Annotated in this window: 13 protein-coding genes; 6 read left to right on the forward strand and 7 right to left on the reverse strand. The window is 62.9% G+C overall.

Annotated features, from left to right (window positions below; translation table 11 throughout):
- Nucleotides 1-65: 65 nt before the first annotated feature.
- Complete coding sequence (locus BJD12_RS08775) at nucleotides 66-1,715, forward strand: electron transfer flavoprotein-ubiquinone oxidoreductase (RefSeq protein ID WP_005991891.1); 1,650 nt, start codon at nucleotides 66-68, stop codon at nucleotides 1,713-1,715.
- Complete coding sequence (locus tag BJD12_RS08780; RefSeq protein ID WP_005991868.1) at nucleotides 1,712-3,799, forward strand: glycoside hydrolase family 99-like domain-containing protein; 2,088 nt, start codon at nucleotides 1,712-1,714, stop codon at nucleotides 3,797-3,799. The genes BJD12_RS08775 and BJD12_RS08780 overlap by 4 nt, the downstream gene beginning before the upstream one ends.
- 37 nt (nucleotides 3,800-3,836) lie before the next feature.
- Here BJD12_RS08780 and BJD12_RS08785 read toward each other — a convergent pair whose 3' ends face one another.
- Both BJD12_RS08785 and BJD12_RS08790 read right to left on the reverse strand, forming a co-directional pair.
- Nucleotides 3,837-4,466, reverse strand: coding sequence for a CoA transferase subunit B (locus tag BJD12_RS08785; protein WP_042827949.1), 630 nt, complete (start codon nucleotides 4,464-4,466; stop codon nucleotides 3,837-3,839).
- On the reverse strand, nucleotides 4,466-5,197 hold the full coding sequence (locus tag BJD12_RS08790; protein WP_005991860.1) for a CoA transferase subunit A: 732 nt from the start codon (nucleotides 5,195-5,197) through the stop codon (nucleotides 4,466-4,468). Before BJD12_RS08790 ends, BJD12_RS08785 begins: the two co-directional genes overlap by 1 nt.
- A gap of 135 nt (nucleotides 5,198-5,332) precedes the next feature.
- On the opposite strand from BJD12_RS08790, the gene BJD12_RS08795 reads away from it, so the two are divergent.
- Both BJD12_RS08795 and BJD12_RS08800 read left to right on the forward strand, forming a co-directional pair.
- On the forward strand, nucleotides 5,333-6,679 hold the full coding sequence (locus tag BJD12_RS08795) for a phosphohexomutase domain-containing protein (protein ID WP_005991858.1): 1,347 nt from the start codon (nucleotides 5,333-5,335) through the stop codon (nucleotides 6,677-6,679).
- A gap of 45 nt (nucleotides 6,680-6,724) precedes the next feature.
- Nucleotides 6,725-8,128, forward strand: a complete 1,404-nt coding sequence (locus tag BJD12_RS08800) for a mannose-1-phosphate guanylyltransferase/mannose-6-phosphate isomerase (RefSeq protein WP_005991856.1) — start codon at nucleotides 6,725-6,727, stop codon at nucleotides 8,126-8,128.
- Nucleotides 8,129-8,425: 297 nt separating this feature from the next.
- On the opposite strand, the gene BJD12_RS08805 is transcribed toward BJD12_RS08800, so the two are convergent.
- The 5 genes from BJD12_RS08805 to rfbB form a co-directional block, all read right to left on the reverse strand.
- A complete protein-coding gene (locus tag BJD12_RS08805) occupies nucleotides 8,426-9,592 on the reverse strand; it encodes a nucleotide sugar dehydrogenase (protein ID WP_005991854.1) in 1,167 nt (388 codons plus the stop codon).
- 335 nt (nucleotides 9,593-9,927) lie between these two features.
- Nucleotides 9,928-10,827, reverse strand: coding sequence for a dTDP-4-dehydrorhamnose reductase (gene rfbD / locus BJD12_RS08810; protein WP_005991852.1), 900 nt, complete (start codon nucleotides 10,825-10,827; stop codon nucleotides 9,928-9,930).
- Nucleotides 10,824-11,381 carry a dTDP-4-dehydrorhamnose 3,5-epimerase gene (rfbC, locus tag BJD12_RS08815; protein WP_005991850.1) on the reverse strand — a complete coding sequence of 186 codons (558 nt, stop codon included), beginning with the start codon at nucleotides 11,379-11,381 and terminating at the stop codon, nucleotides 10,824-10,826. The genes rfbD and rfbC overlap by 4 nt, the downstream gene beginning before the upstream one ends.
- Nucleotides 11,378-12,265, reverse strand: coding sequence for a glucose-1-phosphate thymidylyltransferase RfbA (gene rfbA / locus BJD12_RS08820; protein WP_005991848.1), 888 nt, complete (start codon nucleotides 12,263-12,265; stop codon nucleotides 11,378-11,380). The genes rfbC and rfbA overlap by 4 nt, the downstream gene beginning before the upstream one ends.
- A 58-nt stretch (nucleotides 12,266-12,323) precedes the next feature.
- Nucleotides 12,324-13,379: a dTDP-glucose 4,6-dehydratase gene (gene rfbB, locus BJD12_RS08825; protein WP_005991846.1), complete on the reverse strand. Its 1,056-nt coding sequence runs from the start codon at nucleotides 13,377-13,379 to the stop codon at nucleotides 12,324-12,326.
- Nucleotides 13,380-13,606: 227 nt separating this feature from the next.
- On the opposite strand from rfbB, the gene BJD12_RS08830 reads away from it, so the two are divergent.
- Nucleotides 13,607-14,353 carry an electron transfer flavoprotein subunit beta/FixA family protein gene (locus tag BJD12_RS08830; protein ID WP_005991844.1) on the forward strand — a complete coding sequence of 249 codons (747 nt, stop codon included), beginning with the start codon at nucleotides 13,607-13,609 and terminating at the stop codon, nucleotides 14,351-14,353.
- Nucleotides 14,353-15,297 (forward strand): electron transfer flavoprotein subunit alpha/FixB family protein, encoded by a 945-nt coding sequence (locus BJD12_RS08835; protein ID WP_005991842.1) that lies wholly within the window; start codon nucleotides 14,353-14,355, stop codon nucleotides 15,295-15,297. Before BJD12_RS08830 ends, BJD12_RS08835 begins: the two co-directional genes overlap by 1 nt.
- The last annotated feature ends 446 nt before the right edge of the window (nucleotides 15,298-15,743 follow it).

The raw sequence follows: 15,743 nt of genomic DNA on the forward strand, positions 1-15,743 counted from the left end.
TTTGCCGCCGTCACATGCAATCCCGGAAAATACGCAACAGCCATCGAGCCAACGGGAGTGGAGCAATGTCGGAAGCGGAAATCGGCGCGCAAGCGTCAGAGACGGTCGAACGTGACGTCATGGAATACGACGTCGTCACCGTCGGCGCCGGTCCGGCCGGGCTGTCGTTTGCGATCCGGCTCAAGCAGCTCAACCCCGAGCTAAGCGTGTGCGTGATCGAAAAATCCAGCACCATCGGCGCGCATATCCTCTCCGGCGCGGTGATCGAGCCCGGTCCCCTGGACGCGTTGCTGCCCGGCTGGCGCGATCACCCGCCACCGATCTGCGTGGCCGCCACCGACGACGAATTCTGGTTCCTTGGCAAGGACAGCGCGCGCAAGTTTCCGGTGGTGCCGCCGGGCATGCGTAACCATGGCAACTTCATCGTCAGCCTTGGCGCGATGTGCGCCTGGCTCGCTCCGCAGGCCGAAGCGCTGGGCGTGGAAATCTACCCGGGTTTTGCCGCCGCCGAGACGCTGCACGACGACAGCGGCCAGGTAGTGGGCGTGCGTATCGGCGACATGGGCGTGGCCAAGGATGGCTCGCACAAGCCCGGCTATACACCCGGTATCGACATCCGCGCCAAGGTCACCGTGCTTGCCGAAGGCGCACGCGGACACCTGACCAAGCGGCTGCTGAAGCGCTTCGACCTCACCGCCGACAGCGACCCGCAGGGCTACTCGATCGGCATCAAGGAGCTGTGGCAGGTGCCCGAAGGCCGCGTTACGCCAGGCAAGATCGTGCACACCATCGGCTGGCCGGCCGACAATCGCACCTACGGCGGCAGCTTTCTGTATCACCTGGACAACAACCAGATTGCGCTCGGCTATGTCAGCGGGCTGGACTACAGCGATCCGAAGTACCAGCCGTGGGAGGCCTTCCAGCAATGGAAGAACCACTCGCTGATCAAGACGCTACTGGAAGGCGGCAGCATTCTTTCCGCCGGCGCGCGCGCCATCGTCACCGGCGGCTGGCAGTCGCTGCCGAAGACGGAAATGCCGGGTGCGCTGCTGATCGGCGATACCGCCGGCCTTCTCAACGTGCCCAAGATCAAGGGCACTCATCAAGCGATCCGCAGCGGCATGCTGGCCGCCGAACACCTGGCGCAGTCGCATCTGGCCCCGCAGGGCTTCGACGCGAAACTACGTGCGTCGGACGCAATGGCCGAGCTGAAGGAAGTACGCAACATCAAACCCGGCTTCAAGAAAGGCCTGTGGTTTGGCCTGCTCAATGCTGCCTGGGAAACCGCGCTCAAGGGCGCCTCGCCCTGGACGCTGAAGAACAAGGCGGACTGGTCGGCGTTGCACAAGCTCGGCGACTACGAACAACCCAAGCGCGACTACGGCACGCGTGAACTGGCCCCGCGCGACCGCCTGCAGGCGGTGTACTTCGCCGCCACCGAGCATGACGAAGACCAACCGGTGCACCTGAAAGTCCTGGACACCGACGTCTGCGCCACCCGCTGCGTGGAGGAGTACGACAACCCCTGCACCCGCTTCTGCCCGGCCAACGTCTACGAAATGGTCGCAGACACCGCCAGCCCCTCCGGCAAGCGCCTGCAGATCAACGCCGCCAACTGCGTGCACTGCAAGACCTGCGACATCAAGGACCCCTACGAGATCATCACCTGGGTCACACCGGAGGGGGGTTCGGGACCGAACTACCAGAATCTGTGAATTCGCCTCGCCGTCCGATCCAGACACGCCTGCGCAACTGCCTGTTCGGGCTGCTACGCGCTGCGTTCCGTACCATTCCGTTGAGCGAAGCGAAGCGCGACCGTTGGCGCGGCTGGTTTCTGGACCGACATGGCGACTGGGTTCCGGAGCCTGCGCGTGGCAGGACAGGCCATGGCATCTCCCGGCGTCCGGCCGCGCGCAGCGACCAGGCCGCGATCGGCCATGTGCCGTATCGCACACACCCCCTGCCTGACGCGCTTCCTGCAAGCCTGATTGCCTTTTACCTGCCGCAGTTTCACCCGATTCCGGAAAACGATGCGTGGTGGGGCAGAGGCTTTACCGAATGGCGCAACGTCGCGCGCGCGCTTCCGCAATTCGAAGGGCATCATCAACCTCGCCTCCCCGCGGACCTTGGCTTTTACGATCTGCGCAACCCGCACATCATGCGCGAGCAGGCGCGCTTGGCACAGGAATACGGCCTCGCCGCATTCTGCTTCTACTTCTACTGGTTCGCCGGCAAGACCTTGCTGGAAATGCCTGTCACGCAATGGCATGAAGATGACTCGATCACATTACCGTTCTGCCTGTGCTGGGCAAACGAGAAGTGGGCGCGGCGCTGGGATGGGCGTGGCGACGACATTCTGATCGATCAGGCGCATGACGCCGACGACGATCTCGCCTTCATTGCGCATGTCGCGTCGTACATGCGTAACCCGAAGTACTGGCGTGTCGAAGGACGTCCGCTACTGCTGGTGTATCGACCCAACCTGCTTCCCGAGCCCGCACAGACCGCCGTGCGTTGGCGCACATGGTGTCGCGATAATGGCATCGGCGAAATCCACCTAGCTTACGTACAGGGTTTCGAACGTCCGGATCCGCGCGATATCGGGTTCGATGCGGCAGTCGAGTTTCCTCCCAACATGAGCACTCCGCCATCGATAACGGCCGGGCAGCGCCTGCTGAATCCTGACTTCAGTGGCGAGGTACTGGATTGGCGTGCGCTTGCGAGCGATATCGAGCAGCGCCCCTTACGGGAGTACACGCTGTATCCCGGAGTGAACCCCGGCTGGGACAACGAGCCGCGACGTTCCGGCAAGGGGCGTGTCTATCTACACGCCTCCCCTCGCCGCTACCGGGACTGGTTGTCGACCACAGTGCATCACCGTCTTGCACATGTACCGACGGCGCATCGCCTGGTATTCATCAATGCATGGAACGAGTGGGCTGAAGGCGCCGTCCTTGAGCCGGATATGCGCCTGGGGCATGCATGGCTCGACGCAACGCGGCAGGCAATGACGCGTTCGGCCCATGACGTACCGGCCCCACGCACTTACCGCGCCTGCGTGGTCGTGCACGCATGGTATCTGGATGTCCTGGACGAGATCCTCGATGCGCTTGCGCCCTCTGTAGCCATGTTACGGCTGATCGTCACTACCGATCTGACGCTGGTCGGCCAGGTCCGTGGACGCCTGCAGCAGCATGGCATCGAGGCAGAGGTGGAAGGCTTCGAGAATCGCGGCCGGGACATCCTGCCGTTCCTGCACATCGCCAATCGATTGCTGGACGAGGGCGAGCAGTTGGTAGTGAAACTGCATACGAAGAAATCGACACATCGTCACGATGGCGATGCGTGGCGGCGCGAGATGCTGGCCGCGCTGCTGGGTGGTGGGCGCGTGGATGCAATCGTCAACGCCTTCGTAGCCGACCCACAGCTTGGGCTTGCCGCGCCAGCGCAACATCTGTTGGCGGTCACCGACTTTATCGGTGGCAATGCCGATGCACTGGATTATCTCGCTGTCCGCACCGGCACCGGCACGGTGACCGAGCATGACCGGTTCGCCTCCGGCAGCATGTTCTGGGCAAAGCTCGACGCACTGCGTCCATTACTCGACGCGCATCTGCAACCTGGCGATTTCGAGGGCGAGCAAGGACAGATCGACGGCACGCTGGCACATGCGATCGAACGTTTCCTCGGACATGCCGTCCTGCACTCCGGTCACCGCATCGCCACGATCGACGGCCTCATGGGCCAACGCGAGCCGGCGGCATCCACACCCTACCGCTATGCAAGCAAGGCGCCGTAACGGCGCCTTGCTGCTGGTGAAACACATCGCCTCGCTCTCAGCTGCGGAAATCCGTGCCGGTCTTGCTGCGCAATTCTGAAATTTCCACTCCGTCCGCAGCCTCCACCAGCACCAAGCCATCGGCAGTGACATCGAACACGGCCAGGTCGGTGATGATGCGATCGACCACACCCACGCCGGTCAATGGCAGATCACACTCCGGCAAGATCTTGTGGCTGCCGTCTTTGGCCACGTGCTCCATCAGCACCACCACGCGCTTGACGCCGGCTACCAGGTCCATCGCGCCACCCATGCCCTTGACCATCTTGCCGGGTACCATCCAGTTGGCCAGGTCGCCACGGTCGGTGACTTGCATGGCGCCAAGGATCGCCAAATCGATATGGCCGCCGCGGATCATCGCGAACGAGTCATGGCTGCCAAAGTAACTGGCACCGGCACGCGCGGTCACGGTTTGCTTGCCGGCATTGATCAGGTCGGCATCCACTTCGTCTTCGGTAGGAAACGGGCCGATACCGAGCAGGCCGTTTTCCGATTGCAGCCACACGTCCACGCCATCGGGGATGTGATTGGCCACCAGCGTCGGCAGACCAATTCCCAGGTTGACGTAGGCGCCGTCGGTCAATTCGCGCGCCGCGCGAGCGGCCATCTGATCTCGAGTCCAGGCCATTACTGCTGTCCTTCGCGCACAGTGCGCTGTTCGATACGTTTCTCCGGCGTCGCATTGAGCACCAAGCGGTCGACATAAATACCCGGTAGATGCACGTGATCCGGATCGATGGTGCCAAGCGCCACGATCTCCTCAACCTCGGCAATGCAGACGCGGCCGGCCATGGCACAGGCCGGGTTGAAATTGCGCGCGGTCTTGCGGAAGACCAAGTTGCCGGCGGTATCGGCGCGCCACGCCTTGACCAGCGCAACATCGGCATGCAGCGCCGTTTCCAGCACGTAGTGCTTGCCGTCAAATTCGCGGGTTTCCTTGCCCTCGGCCACGATCGTGCCGTAGCCGGTGGCGGTGTAGAACGCAGGAATTCCCGCACCACCTGCACGCAGGCGCTCGGCCAGGGTGCCTTGCGGATTGAACTCAAGCTCGAGCTCGCCAGCCAGATATTGGCGCTCGAATTCCTTGTTTTCGCCCACGTAGGACGAAATCATCTTGCGGATCTGCCGGGTGGCCAAGAGTTGACCAAGTCCGAATCCATCGACGCCGGCGTTGTTGGAAATCACCGTCAATCCGCCGACTCCGCTGTGGCGTACGGCAGCGATCAGGGCTTCGGGAATCCCACATAAACCAAAGCCCCCCACTGCCAGCGTCTGGCCATCGGCCAGCACGCCATCCAGCGCCGTCGTTGCATCGGCATAGCGTTTACCGCTGGGCTTACCTTCTCCATCGTTACGCATCACCGCCCTCACCTCGCTGATGTGAAACGGCCATTCTATCCGCTGACTGTTCCCTGTCCTCGGTCGCAATTCCGCCACACCCAAGACACGGCGCACCCGCTAAACTCGGGTGTCCCCCACACCAGAGATTTGCCCATGACGCTACCCGCCTTCAAGGCCTACGATATTCGCGGCCGTGTGCCGGATGAACTCAATGAGGACTTGGCCCGCCGAATCGGCGTGGCACTGGCGGCGCAGCTGGATCAGGGGCCCGTGGTCCTGGGCCACGACGTGCGTCTGGCAAGCCCAGCGTTGCAGGAAGCGCTTTCAGCGGGCCTGCGCGCCAGCGGCCGCGAAGTCATCGATATCGGCCTGTGTGGCACCGAGGAGGTCTATTTCCAGACCGATTACCTCAAGGCTGCCGGCGGCGTGATGGTCACCGCCAGCCACAATCCGATGGACTACAACGGCATGAAGCTGGTGCGCGAGCAGGCCCGGCCGATCAGCTCCGATACCGGCCTGTTCGCGATCCGCGACACGGTCGCTGCCGATACCGCCGCACCCGGCGAGCCCACCGCAAGCGAGCAGAGCCGCACCGATAAAACCGCCTACCTGGAGCACCTGCTCAGCTACGTCGACCGCAGCACGCTCAAGCCGCTCAAGCTGGTGGTCAATGCGGGCAACGGTGGTGCCGGCCTGATCGTAGACCTGCTTGCACCGCACCTGCCGTTCGAGTTCGTGCGCGTGTTCCATGAGCCGGACGGCAACTTCCCCAACGGCATTCCCAACCCGCTGCTGCCGGAAAACCGTGCCGCCACCGCCAAGGCGGTCAAGGAGCATGGCGCTGACTTCGGCATCGCGTGGGATGGCGATTTTGACCGCTGCTTCTTCTTCGATCACACCGGCCGCTTCATCGAAGGTTATTACCTGGTGGGTTTGCTGGCGCAGGCCATTTTGGCCAAGCAGCCCGGCGGCAAGGTCGTGCACGACCCGCGCCTGACCTGGAACACGGTCGAGCAGGTCGAAGAAGCCGGTGGCATTCCGGTGCTGTGCAAGAGCGGCCACGCCTTCATCAAGGAAAAGATGCGCAGCGAAAACGCCGTGTATGGCGGCGAGATGAGCGCGCACCACTACTTCCGCGAATTTGCCTACGCCGACTCCGGCATGATTCCGTGGCTGCTGATCGCCGAGCTGGTCTCTCAGTCCGGCCGTTCGCTGGCCGACCTGGTCGAAGCGCGCATGCAGAAGTTCCCGTGCAGCGGCGAGATCAACTTCAAGGTTGCCGATGCCAAGGCGTCGGTCGCCCGCGTGATGGAGCATTACGCCAACCTGTCGCCCGAGCTGGACTACACCGACGGCATCAGCGCCGATTTCGGTCAATGGCGTTTCAACCTGCGCAGCTCCAACACCGAGCCGCTGCTGCGCCTGAACGTGGAAACGCGCGGCGATGCCGCATTGCTAGAAAGCCGCACGCAAGAGATTTCCGATCTACTCCGTGACTGATTTACCATCACCCCCACTTTTGACGCACTGGAGTTTCCCCCGCTCATGAGCGATGTCCTTCCGATTATTCTGTCCGGCGGTTCCGGCACGCGCCTGTGGCCGCTGTCGCGCGAGTCCTATCCCAAACAGTTCCTGCCGCTGGTCGGCGACAAGAGCATGCTGCAGGCCACCTGGCTGCGCGCGGCGCCCGTCGCGGGGCACGCCCCCATCGTCGTGGCCAATGAAGAGCATCGCTTCATGGCCGCCGAGCAGTTGCAGCAGCTGGGCGTCAAGCCCTCTGCCATCCTGCTGGAGCCCAAGGGCCGCAATACCGCGCCGGCGATTGCGGTCGCTGCGCTGGAAGCCATGCGCGACGGCGCCGACCCGCTGCTGCTGGTGCTGCCCTCGGACCATGTGATCGGTGACGAGGCTGCATTCCAGGCTGGGGTGAAAGTTGCTGCTGAAGCAGCGGCACAGGGCAAGTTGGTCACCTTTGGCATCAAGCCGACCGCCCCCGAAACCGGCTATGGCTACATCAAGGCCGGTTCCGGTACTGGCGCAACTGCCGTCGAGCGTTTCGTCGAGAAGCCGGACCTGGCTACTGCACAGGGTTACCTCGCCAGCGGCGAGTATTACTGGAACAGCGGCATGTTCCTGTTCCGCGCCTCCCGTTACCTGGAGGAACTGCGCAAGTTCCACCCGGCCATTGCCGATGCCTGCCAGAAGGCGTGGCAGAACGGCAAGCGCGATGCCGACTTCACCCGCCTGGACAAGGACGCGTTCGCGGCCAGCCCGTCGGACTCGATCGACTACGCGGTGATGGAAAAGACTGCCGATGCGGTCGTGGTCCCGCTGGACGCCGGCTGGAACGATGTGGGTTCGTGGTCGTCGCTGCTGGACGTGTCCGAGCAGGACGCTCAGGGCAACGCGCACCATGGCGATGTGATCCAGATAGATTGCCAGAACACCTATGCGTACGGCTCGCGCCTGATCGCCATGGTCGGCCTGGAAGACGTGGTCGTTGTCGAGACGCCGGACGCCGTGCTGGTCGGTCACCGTGATCGCATCCAGGAGGTCAAGGACGTGGTCAGCCAGATCAAGACGGCTGGCCGTTCCGAGGCCACCTGGCACCGCAAGGTCTATCGTCCGTGGGGTGCCTACGATTCGATCGACATGGGCCAACGTCACCAGGTCAAGCGCATCACCGTCAAACCCGGTGCGGTGCTGAGCTTGCAGATGCATCACCACCGCGCCGAACACTGGATCGTGGTCAGCGGCACTGCCGAAGTGACGCGTGGCGAAGAAGTGCTGCTGCTGACCGAGAACCAGAGTACCTACATCCCCCTCGGTGTGACCCATCGCCTGCGCAATCCGGGCAAGCTGCCGCTGGAACTGATTGAAGTGCAGTCCGGCAGCTATCTGGGCGAGGACGACATTGTGCGCTTCGAGGACACCTACGGCCGGGCCTGATCACCCGCCCAACGTAAGAGGCAAGATCGACGGCGGCCCATGGCCGCCGTCTTGCGTTATCCGCGACTTTCGATTGCGACACGCTTCGCGTGGGCAGATCACAGGTCGCATGCTTGGGTAGGCTGCATTGCACACCTGTGCGTGCGGGCGACGCAACTGCATCGCCCGCACGTCGGTACCGTCAGGAAACCAAATGGCTCCGACCTGCGAGGCGGCAAACAACGCCGCATTGCGTGAACCTCATGGACGCCTAGACAAGTGGCATTGCCATCCGCCAGAACCTGGCGCCGGCCCCGCTCAGTTGTCGCCGAACAGATCGCGCGTGTAGACCTTGTCCTGCACGTCCTGCAGCGCGTCGGCCATACGGTTGCTGATGATGACGTCGGCCTCGCGCTTGAAGGCTTCCAGATCGTTGACCACGCGCGAGCGGAAGAACTCCGGCTCGCTCAGCGTCGGTTCGTACACGATGATATCCACGCCCTTGGCCTTGAGGCGCTTCATCACGCCCTGGATGCTGGACGAACGGAAGTTGTCCGAGCCAGCTTTCATGATCAGGCGATAGATCCCAACCACCTTGGGATTGCGCCGCAGCACGTCGGCGGCAATGAAGTCCTTGCGGGTGGTGTTGGAATCCACGATCGCCCGGATGATGGTCTGCGGAACGCTTTGGTAGTTGGCCAGCAACTGCTTGGTGTCCTTGGGCAGGCAGTAACCGCCGTAGCCGAAGGACGGATTGTTGTAGTGGCTGCCGATGCGCGGATCCAGGCAGATGCCTTCGATGATCTGACGGCTGTCCAGCCCGTGGGTGAGCGCGTAGGTGTCCAGTTCGTTGAAGTAGGACACCCGCATCGCCAGATAGGTGTTGGCGAATAGCTTGATCGCCTCGGCCTCGGTAGGCTCGGTGAACAACACCGGCACGTCGGGCTTGAGCGCGCCTTCCTGCAGCAGCCGCGCGAAGGTTTCCGCGCGCGCCGAGCGCTCGCCGACGATGATCCGGGACGGGTACAGGTTGTCGTACAACGCCCGGCCCTCTCGCAGGAATTCGGGCGAAAAGATGATGTTGTCGGTGCCGAACTGCGCGCGCAGCTTGGCAACGTAGCCCACGGGGATGGTCGACTTGATCACCATCGTCGCCTGGGTGTTGATCTCCAGCACCTTGGCGATCACCACCTCGATCGAGCTGGTGTTGAAATAATTGGTGTCCGGATCGTAGTCGGTGGGTGTGGCGATGATCACGAACTCGGCGCCGGCAAACGCCTCGTTGGCGTCCAGCGTGGCCTTGAAGTTCAAGCCACCCTCGGCCAGCGCGGCTTCGAGTTCCTTGTCGACGATCGGAGAGCGGCCTTCGTTGATCAGCTTGACCTTGGCCTCGACGATATCCAGCGCCACGACCTCATGGTGCTTGGCGAGCAACACGCCATTGGACAGACCGACATAGCCGGTACCCGCGACAGCGATCTTCATTGGAATTCCTTGCAATTTTGGATGGGGGAGGATGCAGCGCGCTGCACGCAGGCAATGGCGTGATGACGGTGCGGCCGCGCCCGCCATGGGCCGGCGCGCCCGCTGGGGGACACGCAAGAACCTGCACGGTGCCGACCGATGCGATGCAGCGCACGCACGCGTCCAGCCCGTGCATCACGCGTCGCACCCGCTTCAGCGGCACATCCACGCCAGCCGCGACCTGCACGAAGCAGTTCGTCAGCCCGGCGCGAACCAGTCTCAGATGGTAGCCGAAGCGAGGTGCAAGCTATGAGTCAGTACTGAAGCCACACCTACCCATCAAGCCACTCAGAGGCTCAATCGCGGGCGAGCGTGTCCAGCACACGGCTCAGTCCGTCCTGCCAGGCGGGCAGGTGCACACCGAAGGTGTCTTGCAGGCTGTGGGTATCCAGCCGCGAATAGGCAGGGCGCATGGCCGGCGTTGGATAGTCGGCGGTACTGATCGCTTCCACGTGCGGCACGCGGGCGAGCATGCCGCGCGCATGCGCCTGGGCAAAGATGGCTTCGGCGAAACCGTGCCAGGAGGTCTGCCCCCCAGCGGTCAGATGCCACAGGCCGGAGGGTTCACCGGGCTGGCGTAGCGCGTGCGCCGTGATGTCGGCGATCAACGCGGCCGGCGTCGGTGTGCCGATCTGGTCGGCGACCACGCGCAGCACGTCGCGCTCGGCTCCCACGCGCAGCATCGTCCGCAGGAAATTGTGTCCATGCGCCGCGTAGACCCAGGCGGTGCGGAAGATCAGATGACGGCCGCCGGCCGCCTGCACCGCCTGTTCGCCGGCCAGTTTGCTCTGCCCGTACACACCGAGCGGCGCGGTGGTGTCGTCCGGCCGATAGGGGCGAGTACCCTGCCCATTGAAGACGTAGTCGGTCGAATAATGGACCATGGGCACATCGGCGCGCGCGCACCACTGCGCAATGACCGCCGGCGCCTCGGCATTGGCACGGAAGGCCGCGTCACGCTCCTGCTCGGCACGGTCGACGGCGGTGTAAGCGGCTGCGTTGACGACGCGAGTTGGCGCAAGCCGGTCCAGCAATGCCACCAGGCTTTGCGGCGCATCGAAGTCGGCGACCTCACACGTTGCACCATCCGGCAACCGACCACTGCGGGTGCTGGCCAGGATCGGGCCATCGCCTGCCAATGCCCGCAGCAATTCCGTGCCGACCTGTCCACTGGCACCCAGTACCAACGTCGTCATGCTGCAAATACCGGCAGACGCTCGCCCGGCACATCCGCCAGGAAAGGCGCTGCGGCATCCTTGGCGGAGAGTACCGGGTCGCTGATCGGCCAATCGATCCCGATCGCCGCGTCGTCCCAACGTACGCCTGCATCGGCTTCCTTGACGTACACGTCAGTGCAGAGATAGCTGAACAACGCTCTCTCTGAAAGCACTGCAAACCCATGTGCAAAGCCTTCGGGTATCCAGACTTGGCGGCGGTTTTCTGCACTCAGCAAAACAGCGGTCCAACGCCCGAAGTGGGGAGATCCAGCCCGGATATCCACCGCAACGTCGTAGACCTCGCCTTCGAGCACGCTTACCAGCTTGCCCTGTGGCCGAGGCCACTGGTAATGCAGACCGCGCAGCACCCCCTTGGCGGAGGTGGAGACGTTACTTTGCACAAAACTCGTCGGCAGCCCATGCTGCCCGAAGCGCTCTGCATTCCATGTTTCGAAGAACTGACCGCGCGCATCGCCGAACACCGCAGGCTCGATGACGACGCAGCCGGGCAACGTCGTTTCGATCACTTTCAATGGACAACCCCACGCTTGGCTAATGCAGTCAAATACTTTCCATAGTCATTCTTCAGCAACGGCGCAGCCAGACGCTCCAGCTGCTCCGCATCGATCCAGCCCTGCCCAAATGCGATTTCTTCCGGGCAGCATACCTGCAGACCCTGACGCATCTGGATGGTCTCGATGAAATTGGCCGCTTCGTGCAGCGACTGGTGCGTGCCTGTATCCAGCCACGCATAGCCGCGTCCCAGAGGTTCAAGATGCAGATCGCCAGCATCGAGATAGCAGCGATTGAGATCGGTAATTTCCAGCTCGCCTCGCGGCGAGGGTTTCAAGGCAGCCGCATAATCGCTGGCCTTTCCATCGTAGAAATATAGGCCGGTGACCGCATAATTCGAGCGCGGTTTTTCCGGCTTTTCGGCGATATCGATGACCTTGCCTTGCTGATCGAATTCGGCAACACCGTAGCGCTCCGGATCATTGACCCAATAACCGAAGACAGTCGCACCCTGCTCACGCGCATCTGCGCGGCGCAACGTATCGGTAAGACCATGTCCATGGAAGATATTGTCGCCCAACACCAAGCAGCTCGGCTTGCCGTCGACGAACTCGCGACCGATCAGATAGGCCTGCGCCAGACCGTCAGGGCTGGGTTGCACGGCGTACTGGATGTTGACTCCCCACTGCGAGCCATCGCCCAGCAACGACTGGAACAGCGCCTGCTCGTGCGGCGTGTTGATGATCAGGATGTCGCGGATGCCCGCGAGCATCAACACGCTCAGCGGGTAATAGATCATCGGCTTGTCGTACACCGGCAATAGCTGCTTGCTGACGCCTTTGGTGATCGGGTACAGGCGCGTGCCTGACCCGCCCGCCAGAATGATGCCTTTACGTTGTGTCATGAGCTACTCCTGTTTGAGGCCCGCACACGAATGCACGAACTCTTGTAAGGGACGCGCGTTATGCTGCGGCGCCGATCCGTTCCAAGCGATAGCTGCCATCCAACACGCCTTGCACCCATGCTTGGTTGGTCAAATACCACTCCACCGTCTGCGCGATGCCTTGCTCGAACGTATAGGCAGGCTCCCAACCCAGTTCGTTCTTCAATTTGGAAGCGTCGATCGCGTAACGGCGATCATGGCCGGGGCGATCCGTCACATAGGTGATCTGGCTTGCACGCGGCTTGCCATCGTCGCGTGGACGATGCTGATCCAGCAGCGCGCAGATTGCCTGCACGACTTCGATATTCTGCCGCTCGGAATTGCCGCCCACGTTGTAGGTCTCGCCAGCCCGGCCCTTGGCCAGCACGGTGCGGATCGCTTCGCAGTGGTCGCTGACGAACAGCCAGTCGCGCACTTGCTTGCCGTCGCCATACACCGGCAGCGGCTCGCCGGCCAGCGCCTTGGCGATAACCAACGGAATGAGTTTTTCTGGGAAGTGATACGGACCGTAGTTGTTCGAGCAGTTGGTGGTCAGTACCGGCAGCCCGTAGGTGTGGTGGAACGCGCGTACCAGATGATCCGATGCCGCCTTGGACGCCGAATATGGCGAATTCGGTGCATAAGGGGTGCTCTCGGTGAACTTGCCGGTCTCGCCGAGCGTGCCGTAGACCTCGTCGGTGGAGACGTGCAGGAAGCGGAATGTCTCGCGGCGTGCGTCCGGCAGCGCTTTCCAGTAATCGCGCACGGCCTCAAGCAGGGCCAACGTACCGACCACATTGGTCTGAATGAAGGCACCTGGGCCCTCGATCGAGCGATCGACATGGCTTTCGGCTGCGAAGTTCAGCACCGCGTCCGGCTGATGTTCTTGCAACAGGCGGGTGACGAGCGCGGCATCACCGATATCCCCCTCGACGAACACATGGTTCGGATTGCCGTCCAGCGATACCAACGTGTTCAGATTTCCCGCATACGTCAGCGCGTCCAGATTGATCACGCGGATACCGCGAGAGACCGCCTCAAGAACAAAATTGCCACCGATGAAGCCGGCACCGCCGGTTACTAGCCAAGTCGCCACTGTCTACCCTCCTGGTCGCGCGCGAACCGCGCTGCGTTTTAAGCCACACAGGATATATGGTCCGGGCGATACCGGGCTTAAGCGACATCCTAAACACTATTTCGACTGCTGCGCCGCAGCATCCATACGCCATCGCATGGTGCACCCTGCCCGGTTAGAATGGCCCCACTCCCGAGCCTGCCGCCGCGGCCGGGCCTTCCCGCAATAGCTGAAGGATCTCGTACACGATGAAAATCCTCGTCGCCTACAAGCGCGTGGTGGACTACAACGTCCGCATTCAGGTCAAGCCGGATGGCTCCGGCGTGGTGACCGAGGGCGTCAAGCTCTCGCCCAACCCGTTCGACGAAATCGCCCTGGAAGAAGCGTTGCGCCTGCGCGACGCCGGCATTGCCACGGAAGTCGTGGTCGCCACCCTGGCGCCAGCGGATGCCGCAGCACATCTACGCAACGGTCTGGCCATGGGCGCCAACCGTGCCATCCACGTGGTGACCGATGCAGCCATCCAGCCGCTGACTGCTGCGCGCGCCCTGCTCAAGCTGGTCGAGAAGGAACAGCCGGACCTGGTCATCCTGGGCAAGCAGGCGATCGACGACGACGCCAACCAGACCGGCCAGATGCTCGCCACGCTGTGGGGCCGCCCACAGGCGACCTTCGCCGGCAAGCTGGTCGTCGCCGATGGCAAGGCCACCGTCACCCGCGAAGTCGACGCTGGCCTGGAAACGCTGGAAGTGGACCTGCCGGCGGTCATCACCACCGATTTGCGCCTGAACGAGCCGCGCTTCATCAAGCTGCCAGACATCATGAAGGCCAAGAGCAAGCCGCTGGAAACGCTGGCGTTTGCCGATCTCGGAGTCGCGGCGCATGACAGCCTGACCACTACCCACTACGCAGCGCCGTCCAAGCGCAGCCGTGGTGTGATGGTCAAGGATGCCGCCGAGCTGGTGGCCGCACTCAAGCAGAAGGGGTTGCTGTAATGGCCAAGGTTCTTGTAGTCGCCGAACATCTCAACGGCCAGCTCAATGCGGCCACCGCCAAGACCCTCAGCGCTGCGCTGGCGGTGTCGGCCGATTCGATCGATGTGGTCGTGCTGGCCGCCGACCCGGCCTCCGTCGCTGCACAGGCCGCGCAGCTGGCCGGCGTCGCGCGCGTACTGACAGTGGCAAACCCCGCCAACGAACATGCCATCGCACAGGTGCTGGGACCGCAGATCGCCCAGCTCGCCGGCCAAGGCTACACGCACGTGTTCGGCCCCTCCACCACCTTCGGCAAGGATCTGATGCCGGTCGTGGCTGCGCTGCTGGGCGTCAACCAGATCTCCGACCTGATGTCGGTCGAGGATGCCTACACCTTCAAGCGCCCGATCTACGCTGGCAACGCGATCATCACCGTGAAAGCGCCGACCGACCAGATCGTGGTCGCAACCGTGCGCAGCGCCTCCTGGCCGGAAGCCGCCGGCGGCGGAAGCGCGACGGTTGAGGCAGTCACCGTCGATGCCGCGCTGCCGACCCACACCCGTTTGATCGGCCTTGCTGCAGGTAGCTCCGATCGCCCCGACCTGCAGAGCGCTAAACGCGTGGTTTCCGGTGGCCGCGGCGTTGGCTCGGCCGAGAACTTCCAGCACATCTACAGCCTGGCCGACAAACTCGGCGCCGCCGTAGGCGCATCGCGCGCCGCAGTGGACGCTGGCTACGTGCCTAACGAGCTGCAGGTCGGCCAGACCGGCAAGATCATCGCGCCCGAGCTGTACGTGGCGATCGGCATCAGCGGCGCGATCCAGCATCTAACCGGCATCAAGGACGCTGGCACGATCGTGGCGATCAACAAAGATCCGGAGTCCCCGATCTTCGAGGTTGCGGATATTGGGTTGGTGGGGGATTTGTTTACGCTGTTGCCTGAGTTGGAACAGGCGCTGGGCTGAGAGTAGGGGCCGCCGCGGGGCTCGTCGGCGACGCGGCGCCTTCAGAGTTGCATGGAATGGCGGCAAACTTTCCGCCACGTCGGCTCGTGCAGTTATAATTCGCGATCACTAGCAGGATACCTGATGCCTTTCCAGAGCTTCGAGGCCCCGGTGTTTGAAAGCCTCTAGGCACCGCGTCGCCGCTCTTGCCGCTGGAACTGATGACTCGGCAAGTTCAGGTGCTGCGGAGGTACTGAATATACGGCAGATCGCGTTGCAAAGAGGCAATACTTGCCGCCCAGCAGAGTCTATGCACAGCTTCAATCATTCCGGCACGGGCGCTTGTGCTCGTTTAAGCGCGTTGCCTCGCACCGCAGGTCTGGCGCGATCCCAGGCAGGTCGGCTCGGTGCTCCCGCTTACTCGTCTGAGTCAGGCTGGCCCGCTGACCATCTACCGAACGCGATAT

This window comes from Xanthomonas vesicatoria ATCC 35937, assembly GCF_001908725.1.
Taxonomy (GTDB): domain Bacteria; phylum Pseudomonadota; class Gammaproteobacteria; order Xanthomonadales; family Xanthomonadaceae; genus Xanthomonas; species Xanthomonas vesicatoria.

Excerpts from the sequence above, each read along its gene's own strand:
- BJD12_RS08775 (WP_005991891.1), top strand. The coding sequence starts at position 66 with ATGTCGGAAGCGGAAATCGGCGCGCAAGCGTCAGAGACGGTCGAACGT.
- BJD12_RS08785 (WP_042827949.1), bottom strand. The coding sequence starts at position 4,466 with ATGGCCTGGACTCGAGATCAGATGGCCGCTCGCGCGGCGCGCGAATTG.
- BJD12_RS08790 (WP_005991860.1), bottom strand. The coding sequence starts at position 5,197 with ATGCGTAACGATGGAGAAGGTAAGCCCAGCGGTAAACGCTATGCCGAT.
- BJD12_RS08795 (WP_005991858.1), top strand. The coding sequence starts at position 5,333 with ATGACGCTACCCGCCTTCAAGGCCTACGATATTCGCGGCCGTGTGCCG.
- BJD12_RS08800 (WP_005991856.1), top strand. The coding sequence starts at position 6,725 with ATGAGCGATGTCCTTCCGATTATTCTGTCCGGCGGTTCCGGCACGCGC.
- BJD12_RS08805 (WP_005991854.1), bottom strand. The coding sequence starts at position 9,592 with ATGAAGATCGCTGTCGCGGGTACCGGCTATGTCGGTCTGTCCAATGGC.
- rfbD (WP_005991852.1), bottom strand. The coding sequence starts at position 10,827 with ATGACGACGTTGGTACTGGGTGCCAGTGGACAGGTCGGCACGGAATTG.
- rfbA (WP_005991848.1), bottom strand. The coding sequence starts at position 12,265 with ATGACACAACGTAAAGGCATCATTCTGGCGGGCGGGTCAGGCACGCGC.
- BJD12_RS08830 (WP_005991844.1), top strand. The coding sequence starts at position 13,607 with ATGAAAATCCTCGTCGCCTACAAGCGCGTGGTGGACTACAACGTCCGC.
- BJD12_RS08835 (WP_005991842.1), top strand. The coding sequence starts at position 14,353 with ATGGCCAAGGTTCTTGTAGTCGCCGAACATCTCAACGGCCAGCTCAAT.